At 71.4% G+C, this 17,917-nt stretch carries 18 protein-coding genes and 3 pseudogenes; 15 read left to right on the top strand and 6 right to left on the bottom strand.

The window, feature by feature from the left end; translation table 11 throughout:
• Positions 1-24: 24 nt before the first annotated feature.
• Positions 25-885, top strand: a pseudogene (locus tag BJF85_RS06550) (aldo/keto reductase family protein); the annotation flags it as partial.
• Positions 886-949: 64 nt separating this feature from the next.
• On the opposite strand, the gene BJF85_RS06545 reads toward BJF85_RS06550, so the two are convergent.
• On the bottom strand, positions 950-1,702 hold the full coding sequence (locus BJF85_RS06545) for a 2-C-methyl-D-erythritol 4-phosphate cytidylyltransferase (RefSeq protein WP_075846311.1): 753 nt from the start codon (positions 1,700-1,702) through the stop codon (positions 950-952).
• Positions 1,703-1,817: 115 nt separating this feature from the next.
• Between BJF85_RS06545 and BJF85_RS06540 the strand changes: the two genes are divergently transcribed.
• The 4 genes from BJF85_RS06540 to BJF85_RS06525 all read left to right on the top strand — a co-directional run bounded on the left by BJF85_RS06540 (position 1,818) and on the right by BJF85_RS06525 (position 4,218).
• Complete coding sequence (locus BJF85_RS06540) at positions 1,818-2,180, top strand: helix-turn-helix transcriptional regulator (RefSeq protein ID WP_075846185.1); 363 nt, start codon at positions 1,818-1,820, stop codon at positions 2,178-2,180.
• A 3-nt stretch (positions 2,181-2,183) separates the two neighbouring features.
• Entirely contained in the window at positions 2,184-2,696 is a 513-nt protein-coding gene (locus tag BJF85_RS06535; protein ID WP_075846184.1) for an SRPBCC family protein, read from the top strand.
• A gap of 33 nt (positions 2,697-2,729) precedes the next feature.
• Positions 2,730-3,116 (top strand): hypothetical protein, encoded by a 387-nt coding sequence (locus BJF85_RS06530; RefSeq protein ID WP_075846183.1) that lies wholly within the window; start codon positions 2,730-2,732, stop codon positions 3,114-3,116.
• A gap of 61 nt (positions 3,117-3,177) precedes the next feature.
• Positions 3,178-4,218 (top strand): nicotinate-nucleotide--dimethylbenzimidazole phosphoribosyltransferase, encoded by a 1,041-nt coding sequence (locus tag BJF85_RS06525; protein ID WP_075846182.1) that lies wholly within the window; start codon positions 3,178-3,180, stop codon positions 4,216-4,218.
• A 165-nt stretch (positions 4,219-4,383) separates the two neighbouring features.
• On the opposite strand, the gene BJF85_RS06520 is transcribed toward BJF85_RS06525, so the two are convergent.
• Entirely contained in the window at positions 4,384-5,487 is a 1,104-nt protein-coding gene (locus tag BJF85_RS06520; protein WP_075846181.1) for a branched-chain amino acid aminotransferase, read from the bottom strand.
• Positions 5,488-5,555: 68 nt separating this feature from the next.
• Between BJF85_RS06520 and BJF85_RS06515 the strand changes: the two genes are divergently transcribed.
• Positions 5,556-5,891, top strand: a complete 336-nt coding sequence (locus BJF85_RS06515; RefSeq protein ID WP_075846310.1) for a hypothetical protein — start codon at positions 5,556-5,558, stop codon at positions 5,889-5,891.
• A gap of 9 nt (positions 5,892-5,900) precedes the next feature.
• On the opposite strand, the gene BJF85_RS29745 is transcribed toward BJF85_RS06515, so the two are convergent.
• The 3 genes from BJF85_RS29745 to BJF85_RS29735 are packed head-to-tail and all read right to left on the bottom strand — an operon-like array spanning position 5,901 to position 7,518.
• Positions 5,901-6,572, bottom strand: a complete 672-nt coding sequence (locus BJF85_RS29745) for a DUF402 domain-containing protein (RefSeq protein ID WP_255375443.1) — start codon at positions 6,570-6,572, stop codon at positions 5,901-5,903.
• Positions 6,569-7,030: a hypothetical protein gene (locus BJF85_RS29740; RefSeq protein ID WP_255375442.1), complete on the bottom strand. Its 462-nt coding sequence runs from the start codon at positions 7,028-7,030 to the stop codon at positions 6,569-6,571. The genes BJF85_RS29745 and BJF85_RS29740 overlap by 4 nt, the downstream gene beginning before the upstream one ends.
• Positions 7,003-7,518 carry a hypothetical protein gene (locus BJF85_RS29735; protein WP_075846179.1) on the bottom strand — a complete coding sequence of 172 codons (516 nt, stop codon included), beginning with the start codon at positions 7,516-7,518 and terminating at the stop codon, positions 7,003-7,005. The genes BJF85_RS29740 and BJF85_RS29735 overlap by 28 nt, the downstream gene beginning before the upstream one ends.
• Before the next feature lie 86 nt (positions 7,519-7,604).
• Here BJF85_RS29735 and BJF85_RS06495 point away from each other — a divergent pair.
• Positions 7,605-9,097, top strand: a pseudogene (locus BJF85_RS06495) (leucyl aminopeptidase).
• Positions 9,098-9,332: 235 nt separating this feature from the next.
• Positions 9,333-10,238 carry an SMI1/KNR4 family protein gene (locus BJF85_RS06490; protein ID WP_369822103.1) on the top strand — a complete coding sequence of 302 codons (906 nt, stop codon included), beginning with the start codon at positions 9,333-9,335 and terminating at the stop codon, positions 10,236-10,238.
• A 28-nt stretch (positions 10,239-10,266) separates the two neighbouring features.
• Here the strand turns inward: BJF85_RS06490 and BJF85_RS06485 are convergent, their stop codons facing one another.
• On the bottom strand, positions 10,267-10,686 hold the full coding sequence (locus BJF85_RS06485; RefSeq protein ID WP_255375441.1) for an oxidoreductase: 420 nt from the start codon (positions 10,684-10,686) through the stop codon (positions 10,267-10,269).
• 223 nt (positions 10,687-10,909) lie between these two features.
• On the opposite strand from BJF85_RS06485, the gene lpdA reads away from it, so the two are divergent.
• From lpdA to lipB, 7 genes and pseudogenes are all read left to right on the top strand, one after another.
• A complete protein-coding gene (gene lpdA, locus BJF85_RS06480; RefSeq protein WP_075846178.1) occupies positions 10,910-12,283 on the top strand; it encodes a dihydrolipoyl dehydrogenase in 1,374 nt (457 codons plus the stop codon).
• A gap of 49 nt (positions 12,284-12,332) precedes the next feature.
• Positions 12,333-14,218: pseudogene (gene sucB, locus BJF85_RS06475) on the top strand (2-oxoglutarate dehydrogenase, E2 component, dihydrolipoamide succinyltransferase).
• 171 nt (positions 14,219-14,389) lie between these two features.
• Positions 14,390-14,929 (top strand): DUF3558 family protein, encoded by a 540-nt coding sequence (locus tag BJF85_RS06470; protein WP_075846177.1) that lies wholly within the window; start codon positions 14,390-14,392, stop codon positions 14,927-14,929.
• Positions 14,930-14,963: 34 nt separating this feature from the next.
• Positions 14,964-15,500, top strand: a complete 537-nt coding sequence (locus tag BJF85_RS06465; protein ID WP_075846176.1) for a DUF3558 family protein — start codon at positions 14,964-14,966, stop codon at positions 15,498-15,500.
• Positions 15,501-15,582: 82 nt separating this feature from the next.
• The gene (locus BJF85_RS06460) at positions 15,583-16,509 is read left to right on the top strand and encodes a TIGR01777 family oxidoreductase (protein WP_075846307.1); all 927 of its coding nucleotides are present in this window, start codon (positions 15,583-15,585) and stop codon (positions 16,507-16,509) included.
• Positions 16,487-17,143, top strand: a complete 657-nt coding sequence (locus BJF85_RS06455) for a phosphatase PAP2 family protein (protein ID WP_075846175.1) — start codon at positions 16,487-16,489, stop codon at positions 17,141-17,143. Before BJF85_RS06460 ends, BJF85_RS06455 begins: the two co-directional genes overlap by 23 nt.
• Positions 17,140-17,880, top strand: a complete 741-nt coding sequence (gene lipB / locus BJF85_RS06450) for a lipoyl(octanoyl) transferase LipB (RefSeq protein WP_075846174.1) — start codon at positions 17,140-17,142, stop codon at positions 17,878-17,880. The genes BJF85_RS06455 and lipB overlap by 4 nt, the downstream gene beginning before the upstream one ends.
• Positions 17,881-17,917: the final 37 nt, after the last annotated feature.

Here is a 17,917-nt window from a genome sequence, read left to right as displayed (position 1 = left end):
TGCTCCGTCTGTTGGAACTATGGAACCTCGGATTCGGCCGATGTCTACGCGAACACCGCGGCGGAGTCGGTGCTCGGCCGTGGTCTGCAGGGCCAGCGCCGGGAGAGCCTGGAGATCTTCACGAAGGTCTTCTGGCCGACCGGCCCGAAGGGCCCGAACGACAAGGGCCTGGGCCGCAAGCACATCATGGAGTCGGCGCACGCGTCGCTGAAGCGACTCGGCACCGACTACGTGGACCTGTACCAGGCGCACCGGTTCGACCACACGACTCCGCTCGAGGAGACGATGCTGGCGTTCGCGGATCTCGTGCGCCAGGGCAAGGTGCTGTATGTGGGCGTCTCGGAATGGAACGCCGAGCAGATCACGCGCGGCGCCGAACTGGCCCGTGAGCTGAGGATCCCGTTCGTGTCGAACCAGCCGCAGTACAACATGCTGTGGCGGGTCATCGAGGATCAGGTCGTTCCCGCCTCGCAGCGTGAGGGCATGAGCCAGATCGTGTGGTCGCCGATCGCGCAGGGCGTGCTGACCGGCAAGTACAAGCCCGGTCAGCCCGCGCCGGCCGGTTCGCGCGCCACCGACGAGAAGGGCGGCGCCGGTGCGGTGCAGCGCTTCCTGCGCGACGAGGTGCTGGAGCGGGTCGAGAAGCTGACGCCGCTGGCCGAGCAGGCGGGCCTGTCGCTGGCCCAGCTCGCGGTGGCGTGGGTGTTGCAGAACCCGAACGTCGCCTCGGCGATCATCGGCGCCTCCCGCCCCGAGCAGGTGCACGAGAACGTCAAGGCCGCGGGCGTGAAGCTCGACGCCGACCTGCTGGCCGCGATCGACGGCGTCCTCGGCGACGTCGTCGAGACCGACCCGAGGCACACGAAGAGCCCCGACGCGATCTGAGCCGCTTCGCGCGGTCAGGCCCCGTCGTCGCCACCCCGGCGACGACGGGCCTGCGCCGCCGCCGTCAGATTTGGCCGTCCGCCGCCAGCACGTGCTCGGCGACCACAAGATCATGCGGATACGTGATCTTGAAGTTCTGCTGGTCCCCGCGCACCCAGCGCACCGGGAGCTCGGAGAAACACTCCATGAAGGACGCCGTGTCCGTGCCGACGAAGTCGTGGCGGGCCGCCCGTTCGTAGACCTCGAGCAGCGGTGCGGCCCGGAATCCCTGTGGGGTCTGCGCCCGCACGATCGATGACGGCGAGCGTTCGTGCTCCGCGAAGCCAGTGCCGTCCGACGTCACGGTCACCAGGTCGTCGGAGGGCAGGGCGGGGATCGCTCCCCCGTGTTCCCTGGCCTCGTGCAACACCCCGGCGATAAGGGACGGGCTCACGAGCGGCCGCGCCGCGTCGTGGATCAGGACCGTGTCGATGCCACCGTCCTCGATGCGGCTCGACAGGCTCCGCAACGCACGCAGTTCGGACTCCTGCCGGGACTGCCCGCCGTAGACGACCTCGACCGGCGCATCCACCTCGCGTTCGAGCACCCACTCGACGAGGTCCGCGTCCTGGGGACGGGCCACGAGCACGAGCACGCCGATCTCCGGCACCCGGGCGAACGCGCCCAGCGACCACGACACCAGCCTGCGACCGGCCAACGGCAGATACACCTTGTTCATCTCCGCGCCGACCCTGGTGCCCGCCCCGCTGGCGAGGACGACGCCGGCGGCGGGCGGCACCCGGCCTGCCCGAGGTCGCCGGGATTTGCGTTCTGCCACGCCGCGATCATACGAGCCCGCCACCGAGCAAGCCGTCGACTGCACGCATGTACCGATCGACAGGACTCGGAACATTCCTCGTTTACATATTCCGATATGGGTATATGATGACCGTGTGGCACGAGCAACGACGACATCGGACGTCTTCAACGCCATCGCCGAACCTCAGCGCCGGGACATCCTCGTCCTGCTACGCGGTGGCGAGCGGTCGGTGACGGAGCTGACCCGGGAACTGGGACTCACCCAGCCCGGCGCGTCCAAGCATCTGCGCGTTCTCCGCGAGGTCGGACTCGTTCGGGATCGCAAGCAGGGCAAGCAGCGCGTGTACGGCCTCGACGCACGCGGCTTACGGCCGGTCCACGAGTGGGCCGGTGGATTCGAGCAGTTCTGGAACGAGAGCTTCGACCGACTGGATGCCTACGTACAGGACCTCAAGCAGGCACGGAGCACTCGAGCACACGACAACCGGGAGGAATGACCCATGAACACGACACGAGGGACCGCGCCGGAGCGGCCGCCCACCGACGACCGCGAGGTCGTCGTGTCCCGACTCATCGACGCGCCACGGGAGCTGGTCTTCGAGGCCTTCACCGAGGTGCGGCACCTGTCCCGATGGTGGGGACCGAACGGGTTCACGACCACGACCCGGGCTTTCGAGTTCCGCGTCGGCGGGCACTGGGACTTCGTGATGCATGGTCCGGACGGAACGGATTACCAGGACTGGATCACGTGGACGGAGATCGTCCCGCCGGAACGGATCGCGATGATCCACGGCGAGCGACGTGACGACCCCGATGCGTTCGAGTCGGTCCTCACCTTCACGTCCACTGGGGACACCGGCGACGCGACGAGAATCGAGCTGTACACGCTGTTCCGCACCAAGGCGCAACGGGACGAGGCCGTCGAGCAGTTCGGCGCGATCGACGGTGGCAACCAGACCTTGGCCAACCTCGCCGACTACGTCAGCTCGCTACGACGGGACGCGCGGCCTTGACCTCGTGTTAAGTGGAGGTTCGAGACTGGGAGCATGTGGAGATCCGATGACGGTCCGATCCTCTTCCGTAACACCATGCGGATCACCGACGGGCATCTCGAGGAGTTCCGGGATGCCGTGCGGCGGGCCGTGGAATTCGTGGAGGCGCACGGTCCGCAGCTGATGGTGGACGTGTTCGTGGACGAGGAACGGATGGTGGCCCACAGCTACCAGCTCTACCGCGACTCCGACGCGATTCGCGAGCACTGGCAGCTGTCGGACCCCTATATCCGCGGCGTCATGGAGCACTGCGCGGTCGAGAGCTTCGAGGTCCACGGCGACCCCGACGACGACATCCGCGCGGGACTCCGCCCCATGGCCGAAGGCGGAGTCCCGCTCACCATCACCGGAAGGACCGTCGGCTTCGCACGATTCGTCTAGGCGGCGTTCGGCGCCGCGGAGCCGGGCGCTGCTGACTCGCACCACCCGGTAGCTTGAGCGCGTGAGCAGCATCGAGTTCGGTCCCGTTTCCCTGCCCGACGAGCACGCGCGTGCGGGGGCACTCCAGCGACATGCCGCACTTCTCACGCCCGAGCGATCGATGGGTCGGCTCGAGCGCCTGGGCGCGTGGGTCTCGGCCTGTCAGGGACGTACGCCGCCGAAGCCGTTGCGGCGGATGCGCGTGGTCGTGTTCGCCGCCGACCACGGGGTCGTCGCCCGCGGCGTGTCGCGCGGCGGGCCCGGCACCACCCGCGAACTGCTGACCGCGCTCGACGCCGGGGGCACGGCACTGAACGTCCTGGCCGACACGGCCGGTGCGGGCATCCGCGTCGTCGACGTCGGCACGGACGGCGACGCCACCGGGCCCGACCACGTGCGCCGCGGCTCCGGGTCCATCGACGTCGAGGACGCGCTCACCGAGGACGAGACCGTCGCCGCCGTGCGGGCCGGCATGCGCGCCGCCGACGCCGAGGTCGACGAAGGTGCCGACCTGCTGGTCGCCGCCGACATCGGGGCGGGGGTCACCACCCCGGCGTCCGCGCTCGTCGCGTCGCTGACCGACACCGAACCCGTCGCCGTCATCGGACGCGGCTCCGGCATCGACGACAACGGGTGGATGCGCAAGGCGACCGTCGTGCGCGACGCGCTGCGCCGCTGCCGCGCCGTCACCGGCGAACCCCTGGCGCTGCTGCGCACCGCCGGCGGCGCCGACCTCGCAGCCATGACCGGATTCCTCGCCCAGGCCGCCGTGCGGCGGACCCCCGTCGTGCTCGACGGACTCCCGTCGGCCGCCGCGGCGCTCCTGGCCGAGGAACTCGCACCCGGCGCGCGGTCGTGGTGGCTCGCCGCCCACCGCGCCGCCGAACCCGCCCAGGTGCTGGCGTTGAACCACCTCGACCTGGACCCGGTGGTCGACCTCGACATCCGGCTCGGCGCGGGCGCCGGCGCGGCGACCGTCCTGCCGCTACTGTCCGCGGCGGTGCGCCTGCTGACCGACGTGGCCGACAAGCCCACCCTCCCCGCCGACGCCGACATCACCTGACCGGCCCACCCAGCCCCTGCCGCACAAAGCTCCCGAGGCCCCATGGTCGCGCCCACCCGTCGCCCGACCACCACCCCCCAACAACGCGCTGACGCGCGGCAGCGCCCGATGCGACTATGGGGCCTCGGGAGCTTTAACGTGATTACGGGGTGTTGATCCGCTGGGTCAGGCGAAGGTGTGGAGCCAGCCGTGGTCGTCGCTGCGGGTGCCCTCCTGGATGCCCGTCAGGTGCTCGCGCAGCTGCATCGTGAGCGCACCCGGCTCGCCGCCGCCGATCGTGAACTCGCCGCCGGCGTGCTTGACGTGCCCGACGGGCGTGATCACCGCGGCCGTGCCGCACGCGAACACCTCGGTCAGCTCACCGGAGTTGGCCGCGTTCTCCCACTCCTCGGTGGAGATACGCCGCTCCTCGACCTTGTAGCCGTGGTCGGTGGCCAACTGCAGCAGCGACTTGCGCGTCACGCCCGGCAGCAGCGAGCCGCTCAGCTCGGGCGTCACCACCGTCGCGTCGGAACCGGAGCCGAGGACGAAGAACAGGTTCATCCCGCCCATCTCCTCGACCCACCGGTGCTCGGCGGCGTCGAGCCACACCACCTGGTCGCAGCCCTGCTCCACGGCCTGGGCCTGCGCGACGAACGAGGCCGCGTAGTTGCCGCCGCACTTGGCCTCGCCCGTGCCGCCGGGCGCGGCGCGCACGTAGTCGGTCGACAGCCACACCGTCACCGGCTTCACGCCACCGGCGAAGTACGACCCGGCGGGCGAGGCGATCAGCAGGTACAGGTACTCGGCCGACGGGCTGTTCACGCCCAGCCCCTCACCCGTGGCGATCATGAACGGACGCAGGTACAGCGCGTCGCCCTGCCGCGTCGGGACCCAGCGCTCGTCGATGTCCACCAGCTCGGCGATCGAACCGAGGAACAGCTCGTCCGGCAGTTCCGGCATCGCGAGCCTGCGCGCCGAGTCGCGGAAACGCTGTGCGTTGGCCTCGGGCCGGAACGCCGCGATCGAACCGTCGGGCTGGCGGTACGCCTTGAGCCCCTCGAAGATCGACTGGCCGTAGTGCAGGATCTGCGTCGCCGGGTCGAAGGTCAGCGATGCGTACTCGCGGACCTGCGCGTCGTGCCAACCCTGCTCGGCGTTCCACTTCACCGTCACCATGTGGTCGGTGAACTTCACGCCGAACCCGGGCTCCGCCAGTACCTCCGCTACGCGCTCCGCCGAAGCGGGCTGCGAACTGGGGATACGGGTGAAGAGGGTTGTCGTCGTCATGCACCTGAGCATATCTCGCCGATGGGGTCCCGGACGCCGGCGGCGGTAGCTACCATCGCGGTGTGAGCATGCATCCGCAGCACCAGAGCCACCCGTACGGCCGCCCGGCGCAGCAGCGTCCGGCCGAACCGCCGCCCGAGAGCGACCTGGCGGCGGGTGTGCGGACGCTGGCCGGTGCGGCGTTCCTGACGTTCGCCGCGGGCATGCTCGTGCTGATCGGCTACATGATGATCGGCGGGTTCGGCGCGTTCCTCGGCATCTTCGGCGCCGGTTTCGGCATCGTGTGGCTCGCGGGTGTGCACGGCGGCAAGGTGTTCCCGCGCGCCGGCTTCCCGACCCAGTCGATCGTCGGCACCGCCGTCACCGGCGCCGTCCTGCTCGGCCTCGCCGCCGTGATGACCTGACCCGAACCGCTAGGTCTCGACGTCCCGCACCAGCTCGACGTCCCGCAGCAGTGCGGCCGGCACCCGCGGCGCGGGCGTGCCGGGCTCCGGGCGGAAGTCGGTCCACGTCCCGTCGAACGGGTACGCGCCGCGCTCGGCGAGCTCGCCGCAACGTCGGCCCTCGTCCCGCAACCGCTCCAGCTGGGTCTGAGTGAGCCTGCCCGCCTCGACCGCGGCGGCCGCCTCGTCGAGGTCCTTCCACCGCCACGTGCCGTCGGGCTCGACCACCACGTCGACGACCCCGTCGATGCGCACCGGGCCGTGGGCGTCGCGGCCGCACGGGATCTCCAGGTTGACGTACCACCCGGTGAACGTGCCGTCGCCGGCGAAGAACCACCACACCGACGACCACCGTTCGTCGTCGACGAGCCGCAGCGTCGACGTGCCCCGCCACACGTCGTGGACCGGCACGCGCGGCACGCGGAACCGCTCGGCCAGCGGTGCCTCGCGCAGCGTGCGGCCGTCGACGAGCCTGCTGCCGACGATCGGTGTGCCGACGGGCAGCCAGCCGAGCAGCCGCGTTCCGTCGTCGGCCACGACCCGCAGCGGATGCCGTTGGCCGACGCTGCCGTCGGGCCGCACGAACGTCAGCACCACGTCCTCGCCCACCGCATGCGCGCCCACGCCGCCCGCTCCGGTCACAGTCCGGCCACCAGACCCGCCAGCAGCGCCACCCCGGCGACCGCGACAGCGACGGCCCGCGGGGTGCGCCTGCCGTGCGGGGGCACCGCCACGACCCGAGCCACCACGTGGGCGAGCACCAAGCCCGCGGCGACCGTCACCGCGCCGACGGGGCTGAGCAGCGCGGCCCCGACGGACGCGACGGCCGCAGGGACGACGGTGCGCACGACCGGCGAGGGATGCGCGTCGCGGCTCGCCGCGCCGAACGCCAGCAGCGCCGCGGGCACGCAGGCGAGCGCCACGACCATCCCCAGCACCGGGGCCAGCGCCTGCGCGTCGGCGGCGGCGAACACGTCGCGCAGCGCCGTCGTCGACAGGCCGAGCCGCACCGGGCCGAGTTGGTACAGCGCGGCGGCCGACACCGCGACCGCGGCGATGCCGCCTGCGATCACTACCCGCCGCGTGGTGTCGACGAACACGGGCACGAACACCGCGGCCGCCAACGGCACACCCCACAGCGCGACCGGTTCGACCTGCCCGACGTCGCGACCGGCGGCACACCGAGGCACACCGCCACGAACGCCGCGCCGGCCGCCGCGCACAACCCGCCGATCCACCGCCGCCAGTAGGCATCGAGCCGCAGTCCGAACCGGACGCCGATCAGATCGACCATCGCCACGCCGACGACGAACAGCACCGCCACGGCCAGCCGCGAGTCCGGGGCCAGGTACTCGGCGAACGTCGACGCCGCGAACACCACGACGCCCAGCCTGGCCGCCCTGCCGAGTCCGTCCAGCAGGCGATCCCGCGAAGTCCCCTCCCCCGCCGCCACCGCACCCGCCGAGTCGCCGGTCCTCGGCATCGCGAGCGCGAACAGTGCCGCCAGGGCGATGCCGACGGGAGCCCACCAGCCCGCGCCCGACACCGCGACCGCGAGTCCGCCCAGCACACCGAGCGCGATCCGCACGCCTGATTCCCCCTACCCGGGACGAGGATGTCGAACGCCAATAGCATGGCCTACGAGCGACAACCCCCAGAGACGAGGAGTCCGACGTGGCCGTACCGAAGCTTGCCCTGACCGAGGTGACCGAGCGTCGCTGGCCAAGACCCGCGCCCAGACCGTCGTGGTCGGCACCGTGCAGGGCACCGACGGCCTCGAACTCGCCGCAGGAGCCGAGGCGGTCGACGCCGCGTTCGGCGGCGCCCTCGCCGACGTGCTCACGACCCTCGGCGCCACGGGTGCGGCCGAGGAGGTCGTGAAGGTGCCGTCGCTGGGCAAGCTGTCGGCCGACGTCGTGCTGGCCGTCGGGCTGGGCAAGCCGGAGGTCACCGCGGAGCAGGTGCGCCGCGCCTCGGGGGCCGCGGGCCGCGCGCTCGCGGGCACCAAGCGCGCGCTGACGACACTGTCCGCCGTGGACCTGCAGGCCGCCGTCGAGGGCATCGCGCTGGGTGCCTACGTCTTCACCGAGTACAAGTCCGACAAGGGCGACAAGCCGGTGTCCACTGTGGACGTGGCTACCCCCGCGGAGGGCGCGGCCAAGCAGCACCGCGCCACGCTCAAGGCCGCGACCTCCACCGCCGAGGCGGTGTGCACCACCCGCGACTTCATCAACACCCCGCCCAACGACCTCTACCCCGGCTCGTTCGCCGACCGCGCCCGCACACTGGCCGACGAGGCCGGCCTGGGCGTCGAGGTGCTCGACGAGAAGCAGCTCAAGCGCAAGGGCTTCGGCGGCATCCTGGGCGTCGGCATCGGCTCATCCCGCCCGCCGCGGCTGGTCCAGGTCTCCTACAAGGGCCCCAAGGCACGCAAGAAGGTCGCCCTCGTCGGCAAGGGCATCACGTTCGACACCGGCGGCATCTCCATCAAGCCCGCGGCGGGCATGGACAACATGACCTCGGACATGTCCGGGGCCGCCGCCGTGCTGGCGTCGGTGCTGCTGGCCGCGAAGCTCAAGCTCCCGCTCGACGTCACGGCCTACATCCCGCTCGCCGAGAACATGCCCTCGGCCACGGCCTACCGGCCCGGTGACGTGCTGACGATGTACGGCGGCAAGACCGTCGAGGTGCTCAACACCGACGCCGAGGGCCGTCTCGTGCTGGCCGACGCGATCGTGCGCGCCGGCGAGGACGACCCCGACTACATCATCGAGACCTCGACGTTGACCGGCGCGCAGGTCGTCGCACTCGGCAATCGCACCGCCGGCGTCATGGGCACCGACGAGTTCCGCGACCGCATCGCCGAACTGGGCCAGGCCACCGGCGAGAACGCGTGGCCGATGCCGCTGCCGGAGGAGCTGCGGTCCGAACTGGACTCCAAGCTCGCCGACCTGGCCAACGTCACGGGCGCGCGGTGGGGCGGCATGCTCGCCGCCGGCATCTTCCTGCGCGAGTTCGTGCCCGAGAACGTGTCCTGGGCGCACATCGACATCGCAGGCCCGTCGTACAACACCGGCGGCCCGTGGGGTTACACCGGCAAGGGCGGCACCGGCGTTCCGGTCCGGACCATCGGCGCCGTGCTCGCCGACATCGCCGACAACGGCTGAGGTCTGCTGAGGTCGGCTGACATCCGGACAGGGTTCGGTCAGGGTCCGGTCGAGCGGCAACGAACGGAGGCGGTCGCGCGGTGACGGCGGACGCGGGCACGGGGTCGGACCCGAGCTCCGGCTCGGGCACGGACTCGGGCTCGGGTGAACACCCGGAGGGTGCCGTGCGCACCCTGCTCACGGCGGCCGACGACGCCGTCGACGCGACCGTGGCGCACGAGGCGTTGCTGCTGGCGTGCGCGGGCGCGCTCGACGACTCGGATCGCTCGTGCGGCATTGGGCGGCGGCGACCGGCCGTCCGGTCGACCGGCTCGCCGCCACCGCCGTCACGGCCAGGGCGTGGGAGATGTTGTTCGCCGCGCGTGAAACGCGGCCGGACTGGGCCGAGGGCCTGACCCCGCTCGACCTCGACGCCGAGGAGCAGGCGCACGAACAGGTGCTGGCCGAACGCGATCCGCTCCCGCCTCGCGGACAGCGCCAGCGGGCGGCCGCCGCCGACGCCGCACACGCCGCGGCCGAGGGCGACACGGCGGCCGCGACCGAGGCGCTGCACCGGTGGGCCGAGATCGCCAGGGAGATCCCGAAACCGGACGCCGCGACCCTCGCGGCCTGCCGGCACGTCGCTCCCCTGCTCGTCGCGGGTGTGCTCGCGGTCGAGGAGAACTGGGCGTGGAACTACACGGCCGCGCTCATCGCGGCGCTCGACCAGCGCTACCGCGTCGACCGGCAACGGGGCGACTGGGCCGAGCTGATCGAGGCGATCATGCGGCTGCGCGGCGAGCCGGACGCCGTCCCACCGCCGTCGTCCCCGGCGGCGATCGAGGCCGCCGAACGCGGACTCGGCGTGGCCCTGTCCGAGGAGTTCCGCGCGTTCCTGCGCACATGCGACGGACTGCGGGCCGACGTGGTCTTCCCGCGCCTGCTGGGCGTGGCCGATCTCACGCCCGCACCCGCGCAGGGCGCAGGCGCGGTGACGATCAGCGAACCACCGGTGCTGACGCTGTGGCCGTCCGGCGAGGTCACCGAGGACGACGACCTGTTCGGCCGCACCGTCCACCCCGGGATCCGGTCGGTCCTCGAGGAGCATCTGCGGCTGCTCGAGGCCAGCGAGGCCCGGCTCGCCGAACCCGGCGAGCAGTAACTCGCCGCCGGGCCGGCCGAGTCCGGCCTCAGGCCTGCTCGCCCTGCCGCCTGCGCTTCTCCAGGATCTGCTGCCGGCGCGTGTAATCCCGCATGCGCTGGGGATATCCGGTGCGGCCGACCTCGTACACCGGGATCGACCGCTTCCGGCCGAAGTCCTGCGCCCGCCCCAGACTGCCGATCCGCCTGCGCGTCCACTCGCCGTCGTGGGCGACCAGCACGACCGTCGTCTCGGTGACGTTGGTCCGCGGCTCCACGTACGCCTCGACGCCGCGGCGGCTCGCGGCCCACTCGTCCAGATGATTCGTGTCGGCCTCGGTGGCCCCGCGCAACGTCCCCGGTCGCTGCTTGCCGCCGCTCTTGCCGCTGCCTTTCCCGCCGCCCTTGCCTCGCAGCCGGTCGAACAGCCCCACGTCGATCACCTCACTCGCCGTCGCTGTGACGATCATTGTCCCTTATTTCCGAAGTGGCACGAGCGGCTGATCGACCACACTTCGCATACCACCGACGTGAGGTGACAAGATGAGACGAGAACAACCGCGCGCGTGCGCGCGTGCGAGACCACAGCCACCCTCTTCGAGGCCGCGTGGACACCCGAGGCACGCAGGTGCCGCGTAGTGTGCACAGGGTCGACCGGGTGCCCGAGGAGATCTTCGCGAGGGAGTTGGACAAGTGAGCGACGCTGAAGCCGACCTGGTGATCCTGGGTGGCGGATCCGGCGGTTACGCGGCGGCCTTCCGAGCCGCCGAACTGGGACTGTCCGTCACGCTGATCGAGAAGGACAAGCTGGGCGGCACCTGCCTGCACCGCGGGTGCATTCCGACCAAGGCGCTGCTGCACGCCGCCGAGGTCGCCGACACCGCCCGCGACGGCGAGCAGTTCGGCGTCAAGTCCACGTTCGAGGGCGTCGACATGGCCGGGGTGCACAAGTACAAGGACGGGATCGTCACCCGCCTGTACAAGGGCCTGCAGGGCCTGGCCAAAGCCCACCAGGTCAACTTCGTCGAGGGCACCGGCACGTACGCGGGCGGCACGTCCGTGGACGTCGACGGCACGCGCTACACCGGCAAGAACGTCCTGCTGGCCACCGGTTCGTACTCCAAGACGCTGCCGGGTCTCGAACTCGGCGGGCGCATCATGGCCAGCGAGGACGCGCTCAAGCTCGACTACGTGCCGAAGAAGGCGATCGTGCTGGGCGGCGGTGTCATCGGCGTCGAGTTCGCGAGCGTGTGGGCCTCCTTCGGCACCGACGTCACGATCGTCGAGGCGCTGCCCCGACTCGTGCCGAACGAGGACGAGTTCGCCTCCAAGCAGATCGAGCGCGCGTTCCGTCGCCGCAAGATCGGCTACAAGACGGGCGTGAAGTTCACCGAGGCCAAGCAGGACGACTCCGGGGTCACCGTGACGCTCGAGTCCGGCGAGACTCTCGAGGGCGACGTGCTGCTGGTGGCCGTCGGCCGCGGCCCCAACACCGCGGGCCACGGCTACGAGGACGCCGGCATCCAGCTCGACCGCGGTTTCGTCGTCACCGACGAGCGGCTGCGCACCAATCAGCCGAACGTCTACGCCGTCGGTGACATCGTCCCCGGCCTGCAGCTGGCGCACCGCGGTTTCCAGCAGGGCATCTTCGTGGCCGAGGAGATCGCGGGCCAGAACCCGTCGCCCATCGACGAGGCAGGCATCCCGCGCGTGACGTACTCGCACCCCGAGGTCGCCTCCGTCGGTCTCACCGAGGCCGAGGCCAAGGAGAAGTACGGCGCGGACGTGCAGGCGTTCACCTACGACCTCGGCGGCAACGGCAAGAGCCAGATCCTCAAGACCTCCGGCGCCGTGAAGCTGGTGAAGGCGCCGGACGGGCCGGTCGTCGGCCTGCACCTCGTCGGCGACCGCGTCGGCGAGCTCATCGGCGAAGCGCAGCTGATCTACAGCTGGGAGGCTTTCCCCGAGGACGTCGCGCCGCTGATCCACGCCCACCCGACCCAGTCCGAGGCGCTCGGCGAGGCGCACCTCGCGCTCGCCGGCAAGCCGTTGCACGTCCACGGCTGACGCCTCGCACAGACCAACATCGACAACGAACCAAGGGAGTCAGGAAGCGATGGCGTACTCCGTCACATTGCCGGAGCTCGGGGAAAGCGTCACGGAGGGCACGGTCACCCGGTGGCTGAAGCAGGAGGGCGAGTCGATCGAGGTCGACGAGCCGCTGCTCGAGATCAGCACCGACAAGGTCGACACCGAGGTCCCCTCCCCCGTCGCGGGCACGATCCAGAAGATCATCGCCAAGGAGGACGACACCGTCGAGGTCGGCGGTGAGCTGGCGGTGATCGACGACGGTTCCGGTGGCGGCGAGGCGGCTCCGGCCGCGAGCGAGGCCCCCGCGGCCGCCGCTCCTGCGGAGGCCGCTCCGGCCGAGCCGGCCGAGCCGTCCGAGCCCGCTCCGGCGGCCGCCGAGGCCGCTCCCGCCGAGCCGGCCGCTCCGGCCCCGTCCGGCGGTGGTGGCGCCTCCGGTGGTGCCGCCTCGGGTTCGCCGGTGACGCTGCCGGAGCTCGGCGAGAGCGTCACCGAGGGCACCGTCACGCGATGGCTCAAGCAGGTCGGCGACTCGGTCGAGGTCGACGAGCCGCTGCTCGAGATCAGCACCGACAAGGTCGACACCGAGGTGCCCTCGCCCATCGCCGGCACCCTGCTGGAGATCAGCGCCGGTGAGGACGAGACCGTCGAGGTCGGTGGCCAGCTCGCGGTGATCGGCTCCGCGGACGCGGCACCGGCCGCTCCCTCCTCGCAGCCGGCCCCCGAGCCGGAGCCCGAGCCCGAACCCGCCGCGCAGGAGGCCCCTTCGGCTCCGGCCCAGTCCGCCCAGCAGGCACCGGTCGAGCAGCCGCCCGCCGAGCAGCCGAAGCAGCAGTCGCAGCCCGTGCAGCAGGAGACGCCGGCCCAGCCCGCGCCCGCTCAGCAGGCTCCGGCGCAGTCGGCACCGGCTCAGCCCGCGCCCGCTCCGTCGCGCCGGCTCAGTCCGGTGGCGACTCCGGTGGCAGCTCGCCGTACGTCACGCCGCTGGTGCGCAAGCTGGCGGCCGAGCACGGCATCGACCTGTCGACGCTGACCGGCTCCGGTGTGGGCGGCCGTATCCGCAAGCAGGACGTGCTGGCCGCGGTCGACTCGAAGCAGCAGGCACCGGCCGCTGCGCAGGCGCCCGCGGCGCAGGCACCGGCCGCGGCGACGTCGGCCCCGGCCCAGGTGTCGGACACGGAGAAGGCCGCGCTGCGCGGCACCGTGCAGAAGGCCAACCGCATCCGTCAGATCACGGCGGAGAAGACCAAGGAGTCGCTGCAGGTCTCGGCGCAGCTCACGCAGGTGCACGAGGTCGACGTCACCAAGATCGCCCGGCTGCGGCAGCGGGCGAAGGCCGCGTTCGCCGAGCGCGAGGGTGTCAAGCTGACGTTCCTGCCGTTCTTCGCCAAGGCGACGGTCGAGGCGCTCAAGCAGCACCCGAACGTCAACGCCTCGTACAACGAGGAGACGAAGGAGATCACCTACCACGGCTCGATCAACCTCGGCATCGCCGTGGACACCGAGCGTGGTCTGCTGTCGGTGGTCATCCACGACGCGGGTGAGCTGAGCCTGTCCGGTCTCGCGCAGCGCATCGCGGATCTGGCCGACCGGGCGCGCAACAACAAGATCAAGCCGGACGAGCTGACCGGCGGCACGTTCACGGTGACGAACATCGGCAGCAACGGTGCCCTGTTCGACACGCCGATCATCGTGCAGCCGCAGTCGGGCATGCTCGGCACGGGCGCGGTCGTGAAGCGACCGGTCGTGGTCGCCGACGAGGACGGCAACGACACGATCGCCGTGCGGTCGATGACGTACCTGCCGCTGACCTACGACCACCGCCTGATCGACGGCGCCGACGCGGGCCGCTTCGTCACGACGATCAAGCAGCGTCTCGAGGACGGCAACTTCGAGGGCGAGCTGGGCCTGTAGGCCCAACCGCCGGCGACAACGCCGCACAGCACCGAACACAGCGCCCGGGGCGGACTCACCGCCCCGGGCGTTGTTGTGTCCCACGGTCTTGTGCCCGCATCCGGTGACCGAGGCGGGCGAATCCCGCCGTTTCTCCGCACCGCGCCGGGCCACTGTGCCAGGCTGTCGCGCATGTCGAACGCCGCCCGTTCCGTCGTCCCCACCCTCGGTGCCCTCGCGTTGATCGCGGTGCTCGGTGCGTGCGGGCAGGATGAGTCCGGTCAGGCCGGTGCCCAGCCCACGGGCGCCCAGGAAACAGGGGCCACGTCGGCCACACATCCCGAGGTGTCGCCGATCGACCCCTGCGACCTGGCGACCGCGGCCGACCTCCGCGACGCAACCGGAGCCGACTTCACCGAGGGGATGGAGCTCGGGCCCGACTGCAGCTTCGCCACCGCCGACTACTCCATGACCGCAACGGTCAGCAGCGGGCTGGAAACGGTCGCCGACCACCTCGACACCGAGCAGACCACGGTCGGCGAGCTCGACGCCGTCCAGGGCGCCGCGCCCGACGGAACGCAGTGCCTGGTCGACGTGACCCTGGGCCCGGACGCACCCGTCGACACCCTCAACACGTCGATCACCGACGCCGCCCCCGACGACAAGCCGTGCGACCTGGCGAAGAAGATCGCCGAGAAGGCACTGACCAACAACGCACACTGGTCTCGCTAGCGGCGCGTGAGACAGCACAGACAGAGAGGCCCCCATGTCGATATTCTCCCGTTCGGCACTCGCCGGAACCTGTGCCCTCGCGTTGATCGCGATGCTCGGTGCGTGTGGGCAGGATGAGTCCGGTCAGGCCGGTGCCCAGCCCACGGGCGCCCAGGAAACAGGCGCCCAGCAAAACGGGGCCACGCATCCCGAGGTGTCGCCCATCGACCCGTGCGATCTTGCGGCGCCCGCCGATCTCCGCGAAGCGACGGGAATCGAGTTTGCCGAAGGTCGGGAGTACGGCCCCCAGTGCAACTTCTCGACCACGGACTACACGCTGTCCGCAACGGTCAGCAGCGGGCTCGAGACGGTCGCCGACCACCTCGACACCGAGCAGACCACGGTCGGCGAGCTCGACGCCGTCCAGGGTGCCGCGCCCGACGGAACGCAGTGCCTGGTCGACGTGACGCTGGGCGCCGACGCGCCCGCCGACACGCTCAGCACGTCGATCACCAACGCCTCCCCCGACGACAAGCCGTGCGACCTGGCGAAGAAGATCGCCGAGAAGGCACTGACCAACGTGGAAGGCTGAACCCATGCCGCACTGGCTCTGGTGGGTAACCGGACATGCTCGGGGCGTCAGGGCCGGATCGGACACCTACTAAGGTGTGTTCATGCGAGTTCTGGTCGCCGGATCCAGCGGACTCCTCGGCGGCGCGCTGACGTCCCGGCTGCGCGCGGCCGGCCACGACGTCGTGCGGCTGGTGCGACGCCCACCCGCCGGCGCATCGGCGCCCCCGGACTCAGGCCCCCCGGACTCGACGACACCGGAGGAACGCAGCTGGGACCCGCCCGCCGGACGCATCGACGACGGTGCCTTCGACGGCGTCGACGCCGTGGTCAACCTGTGCGGCGCGTCGCTGGCCTCCGGACGCTGGAGCGGCGCCCGCAAACAGCACATCGTCGACAGTCGCATCGAACCCACCGAGGTGCTCGCCGAAGCCGTCGCGCGGCACCACGTGCCCGTGCTGCTCAACGCCTCCGGCATCAACGTCTACGGCGACACCGGCGACCGGGAGGTCGACGAAACCGCAACTGCAGGCGCCGGGTTCCTCGCCGAACTGTGCACCGCATGGGAAGGCGCCACCGAGCCCGCACGGCAGGCCGGCACCCGCGTCGTCCTGCTGCGCACCTCGCCCGTGCTCGCACGCGACGGCGGACTGCTCGGACCGTTGAAGATCCTCTTCCGCCTGGGACTGGGTGGCAAACTCGGCGACGGCACCCAGTACTTCCCGTGGATCTCGCTCGACGACCACATCGCCGCGATGCAGCGTCTGCTGACCGATTCCGACCTGTCGGGGCCGGTGAACCTCACCGCGCCCACCCCGGTCACCAACGCCGAGTTCACCCGGGCGCTCGGCCGGGCGCTGCGCCGCCCCACACCGTGGCGCGCACCGCGACTGCCGCTGCGCGCCGTGCTCGGCGAAGCCGCCGACGAAATGCTGCTGACCGGCCCGCGCGCCGTCCCGGAACGGTTGCGCCGCGCGGGATTCACCTTCACCCACCCCGGAATCGACGATGCTCTCTCAGCTGCGGTCTGAACCACGCACCGGCGTCCTCGCCACCGCCGGTGCACTCCTCGCCGCGTTCGTGGCCCTCGGCCTGTTCGCCCGCAACGGCACCGACCTCGACCTGCGGATCAGCGACGCCCTCGCCGACACGTGGCAGGGCCCGGTCGGCACCGTCGCCGGCTTCCTCAGCCTGGTGCTGGGCCCGTACCTGCCGATCGCGGCGGCCGTGGCCCTGGCGATCGCCGCGGCCGTCGACTGGCGCCGGGACCGGCTGCGGGCGCAACTGTTCGGCCGCGTGCTCATCGTGCTCGTCGCGTGCCGGCTCACCACCGTCGTGACGAAACCGCTGTTCGGCAGGGAACGGCCGCGCGAGTACCCCGACCTCGCCTTCCCCAGCGGGCACACGACGTCCGTGGCGGCGACCGGGTTCGCCGCGATACTGCTGGTGGCGTGGCTGATCCCGCGGCTGCTGCGCACCACGATCGTGGTCACCGTGCTCGCCACGATCGTCATCGCCGCCTGCCGGATCGTGCTCGACGTGCACTGGCTGACCGACACGATCGGCGCGGTGCTCGTCGTCACCGGCGTGGGCCTCGTGACCGCCGTGCTCACCGGCCTCATCCCCCTCCCGGGGCGCCCCACGGGAGTACAGTCGAGATCGTGACTGCGAACACCATACCGTCCTGCCGTGCCTCCACCGAACCCGTCGACGTGCGGGACATCGGCACGATCGACTACCTCGAGGCGTGGGATGTGCAGCAGGAGTACGCCGCGGCGCGCGCCGACGACGCGGGGCCCGACACGATGCTGCTGCTGCAGCACCCGTCGGTGTACACGGCCGGCAAACGGACCCAACCCGAGGACCGGCCCACCGACGGCACACCCGTGCTCGACGTCAACCGCGGCGGCAGCATCACCTGGCACGGACCCGGCCAGCTCGTCGGCTACCCGCTCGTGAAACTCGCCGACCCGATCGACGTCGTGCAGTACGTACGGCGCATCGAACAGGCGCTCATCCACGTGTGCGGGCAGTTCGGCGTGTGGGCGGGCCGGGTCGACGGCCGCAGCGGCGTGTGGCTGCCCGCCGACGACCGCGGACCGGAACGCAAGATCGCCGCCATCGGCATCCGCGTGCAGCGCGGCGTCACGATGCACGGGTTCGAACTCAACTGCAACGCCGACCTGTCCGCGTTCGACCGGATCGTGCCGTGCGGCATCAGCGACGCGGGCACGACATCACTGTCGGCCGAACTCGGCCGCGACGTCACCGTCGCCGAAGCCCTGCCCCTCGCCCGCGACGCCGTGCTCGCCGCGCTCGAGGGCGAACTGCCGATCACCGACCGGTCGATCACCCGCGAACAGCCCACCGCGCCCGGCATCACCTTCGCCCTCCAGGACTGAAACGCTCCCGTAGGCCCGATGGTTGCGTTGACCGCAA

The sequence above is a fragment of the Saccharomonospora sp. CUA-673 genome, from assembly GCF_001942305.1.
GTDB lineage: Bacteria > Actinomycetota > Actinomycetes > Mycobacteriales > Pseudonocardiaceae > Prauserella.
This window is presented reverse-complemented; position numbering and strand designations above follow the sequence as displayed.

Coding starts and splice junctions, on each gene's coding strand:
- BJF85_RS06535 (WP_075846184.1), top strand. CDS start 2,184: ATGAACACGACACGAGGGACCGCGCCGGAGCGGCCGCCCACCGACGAC.
- BJF85_RS06530 (WP_075846183.1), top strand. CDS start 2,730: ATGTGGAGATCCGATGACGGTCCGATCCTCTTCCGTAACACCATGCGG.
- BJF85_RS06520 (WP_075846181.1), bottom strand. CDS start 5,487: ATGACGACGACAACCCTCTTCACCCGTATCCCCAGTTCGCAGCCCGCT.
- BJF85_RS06515 (WP_075846310.1), top strand. CDS start 5,556: ATGCATCCGCAGCACCAGAGCCACCCGTACGGCCGCCCGGCGCAGCAG.
- BJF85_RS06485 (WP_255375441.1), bottom strand. CDS start 10,686: ATGATCGTCACAGCGACGGCGAGTGAGGTGATCGACGTGGGGCTGTTC.
- BJF85_RS06470 (WP_075846177.1), top strand. CDS start 14,390: ATGTCGAACGCCGCCCGTTCCGTCGTCCCCACCCTCGGTGCCCTCGCG.
- BJF85_RS06465 (WP_075846176.1), top strand. CDS start 14,964: ATGTCGATATTCTCCCGTTCGGCACTCGCCGGAACCTGTGCCCTCGCG.
- BJF85_RS06460 (WP_075846307.1), top strand. CDS start 15,583: ATGCGAGTTCTGGTCGCCGGATCCAGCGGACTCCTCGGCGGCGCGCTG.
- BJF85_RS06455 (WP_075846175.1), top strand. CDS start 16,487: ATGCTCTCTCAGCTGCGGTCTGAACCACGCACCGGCGTCCTCGCCACC.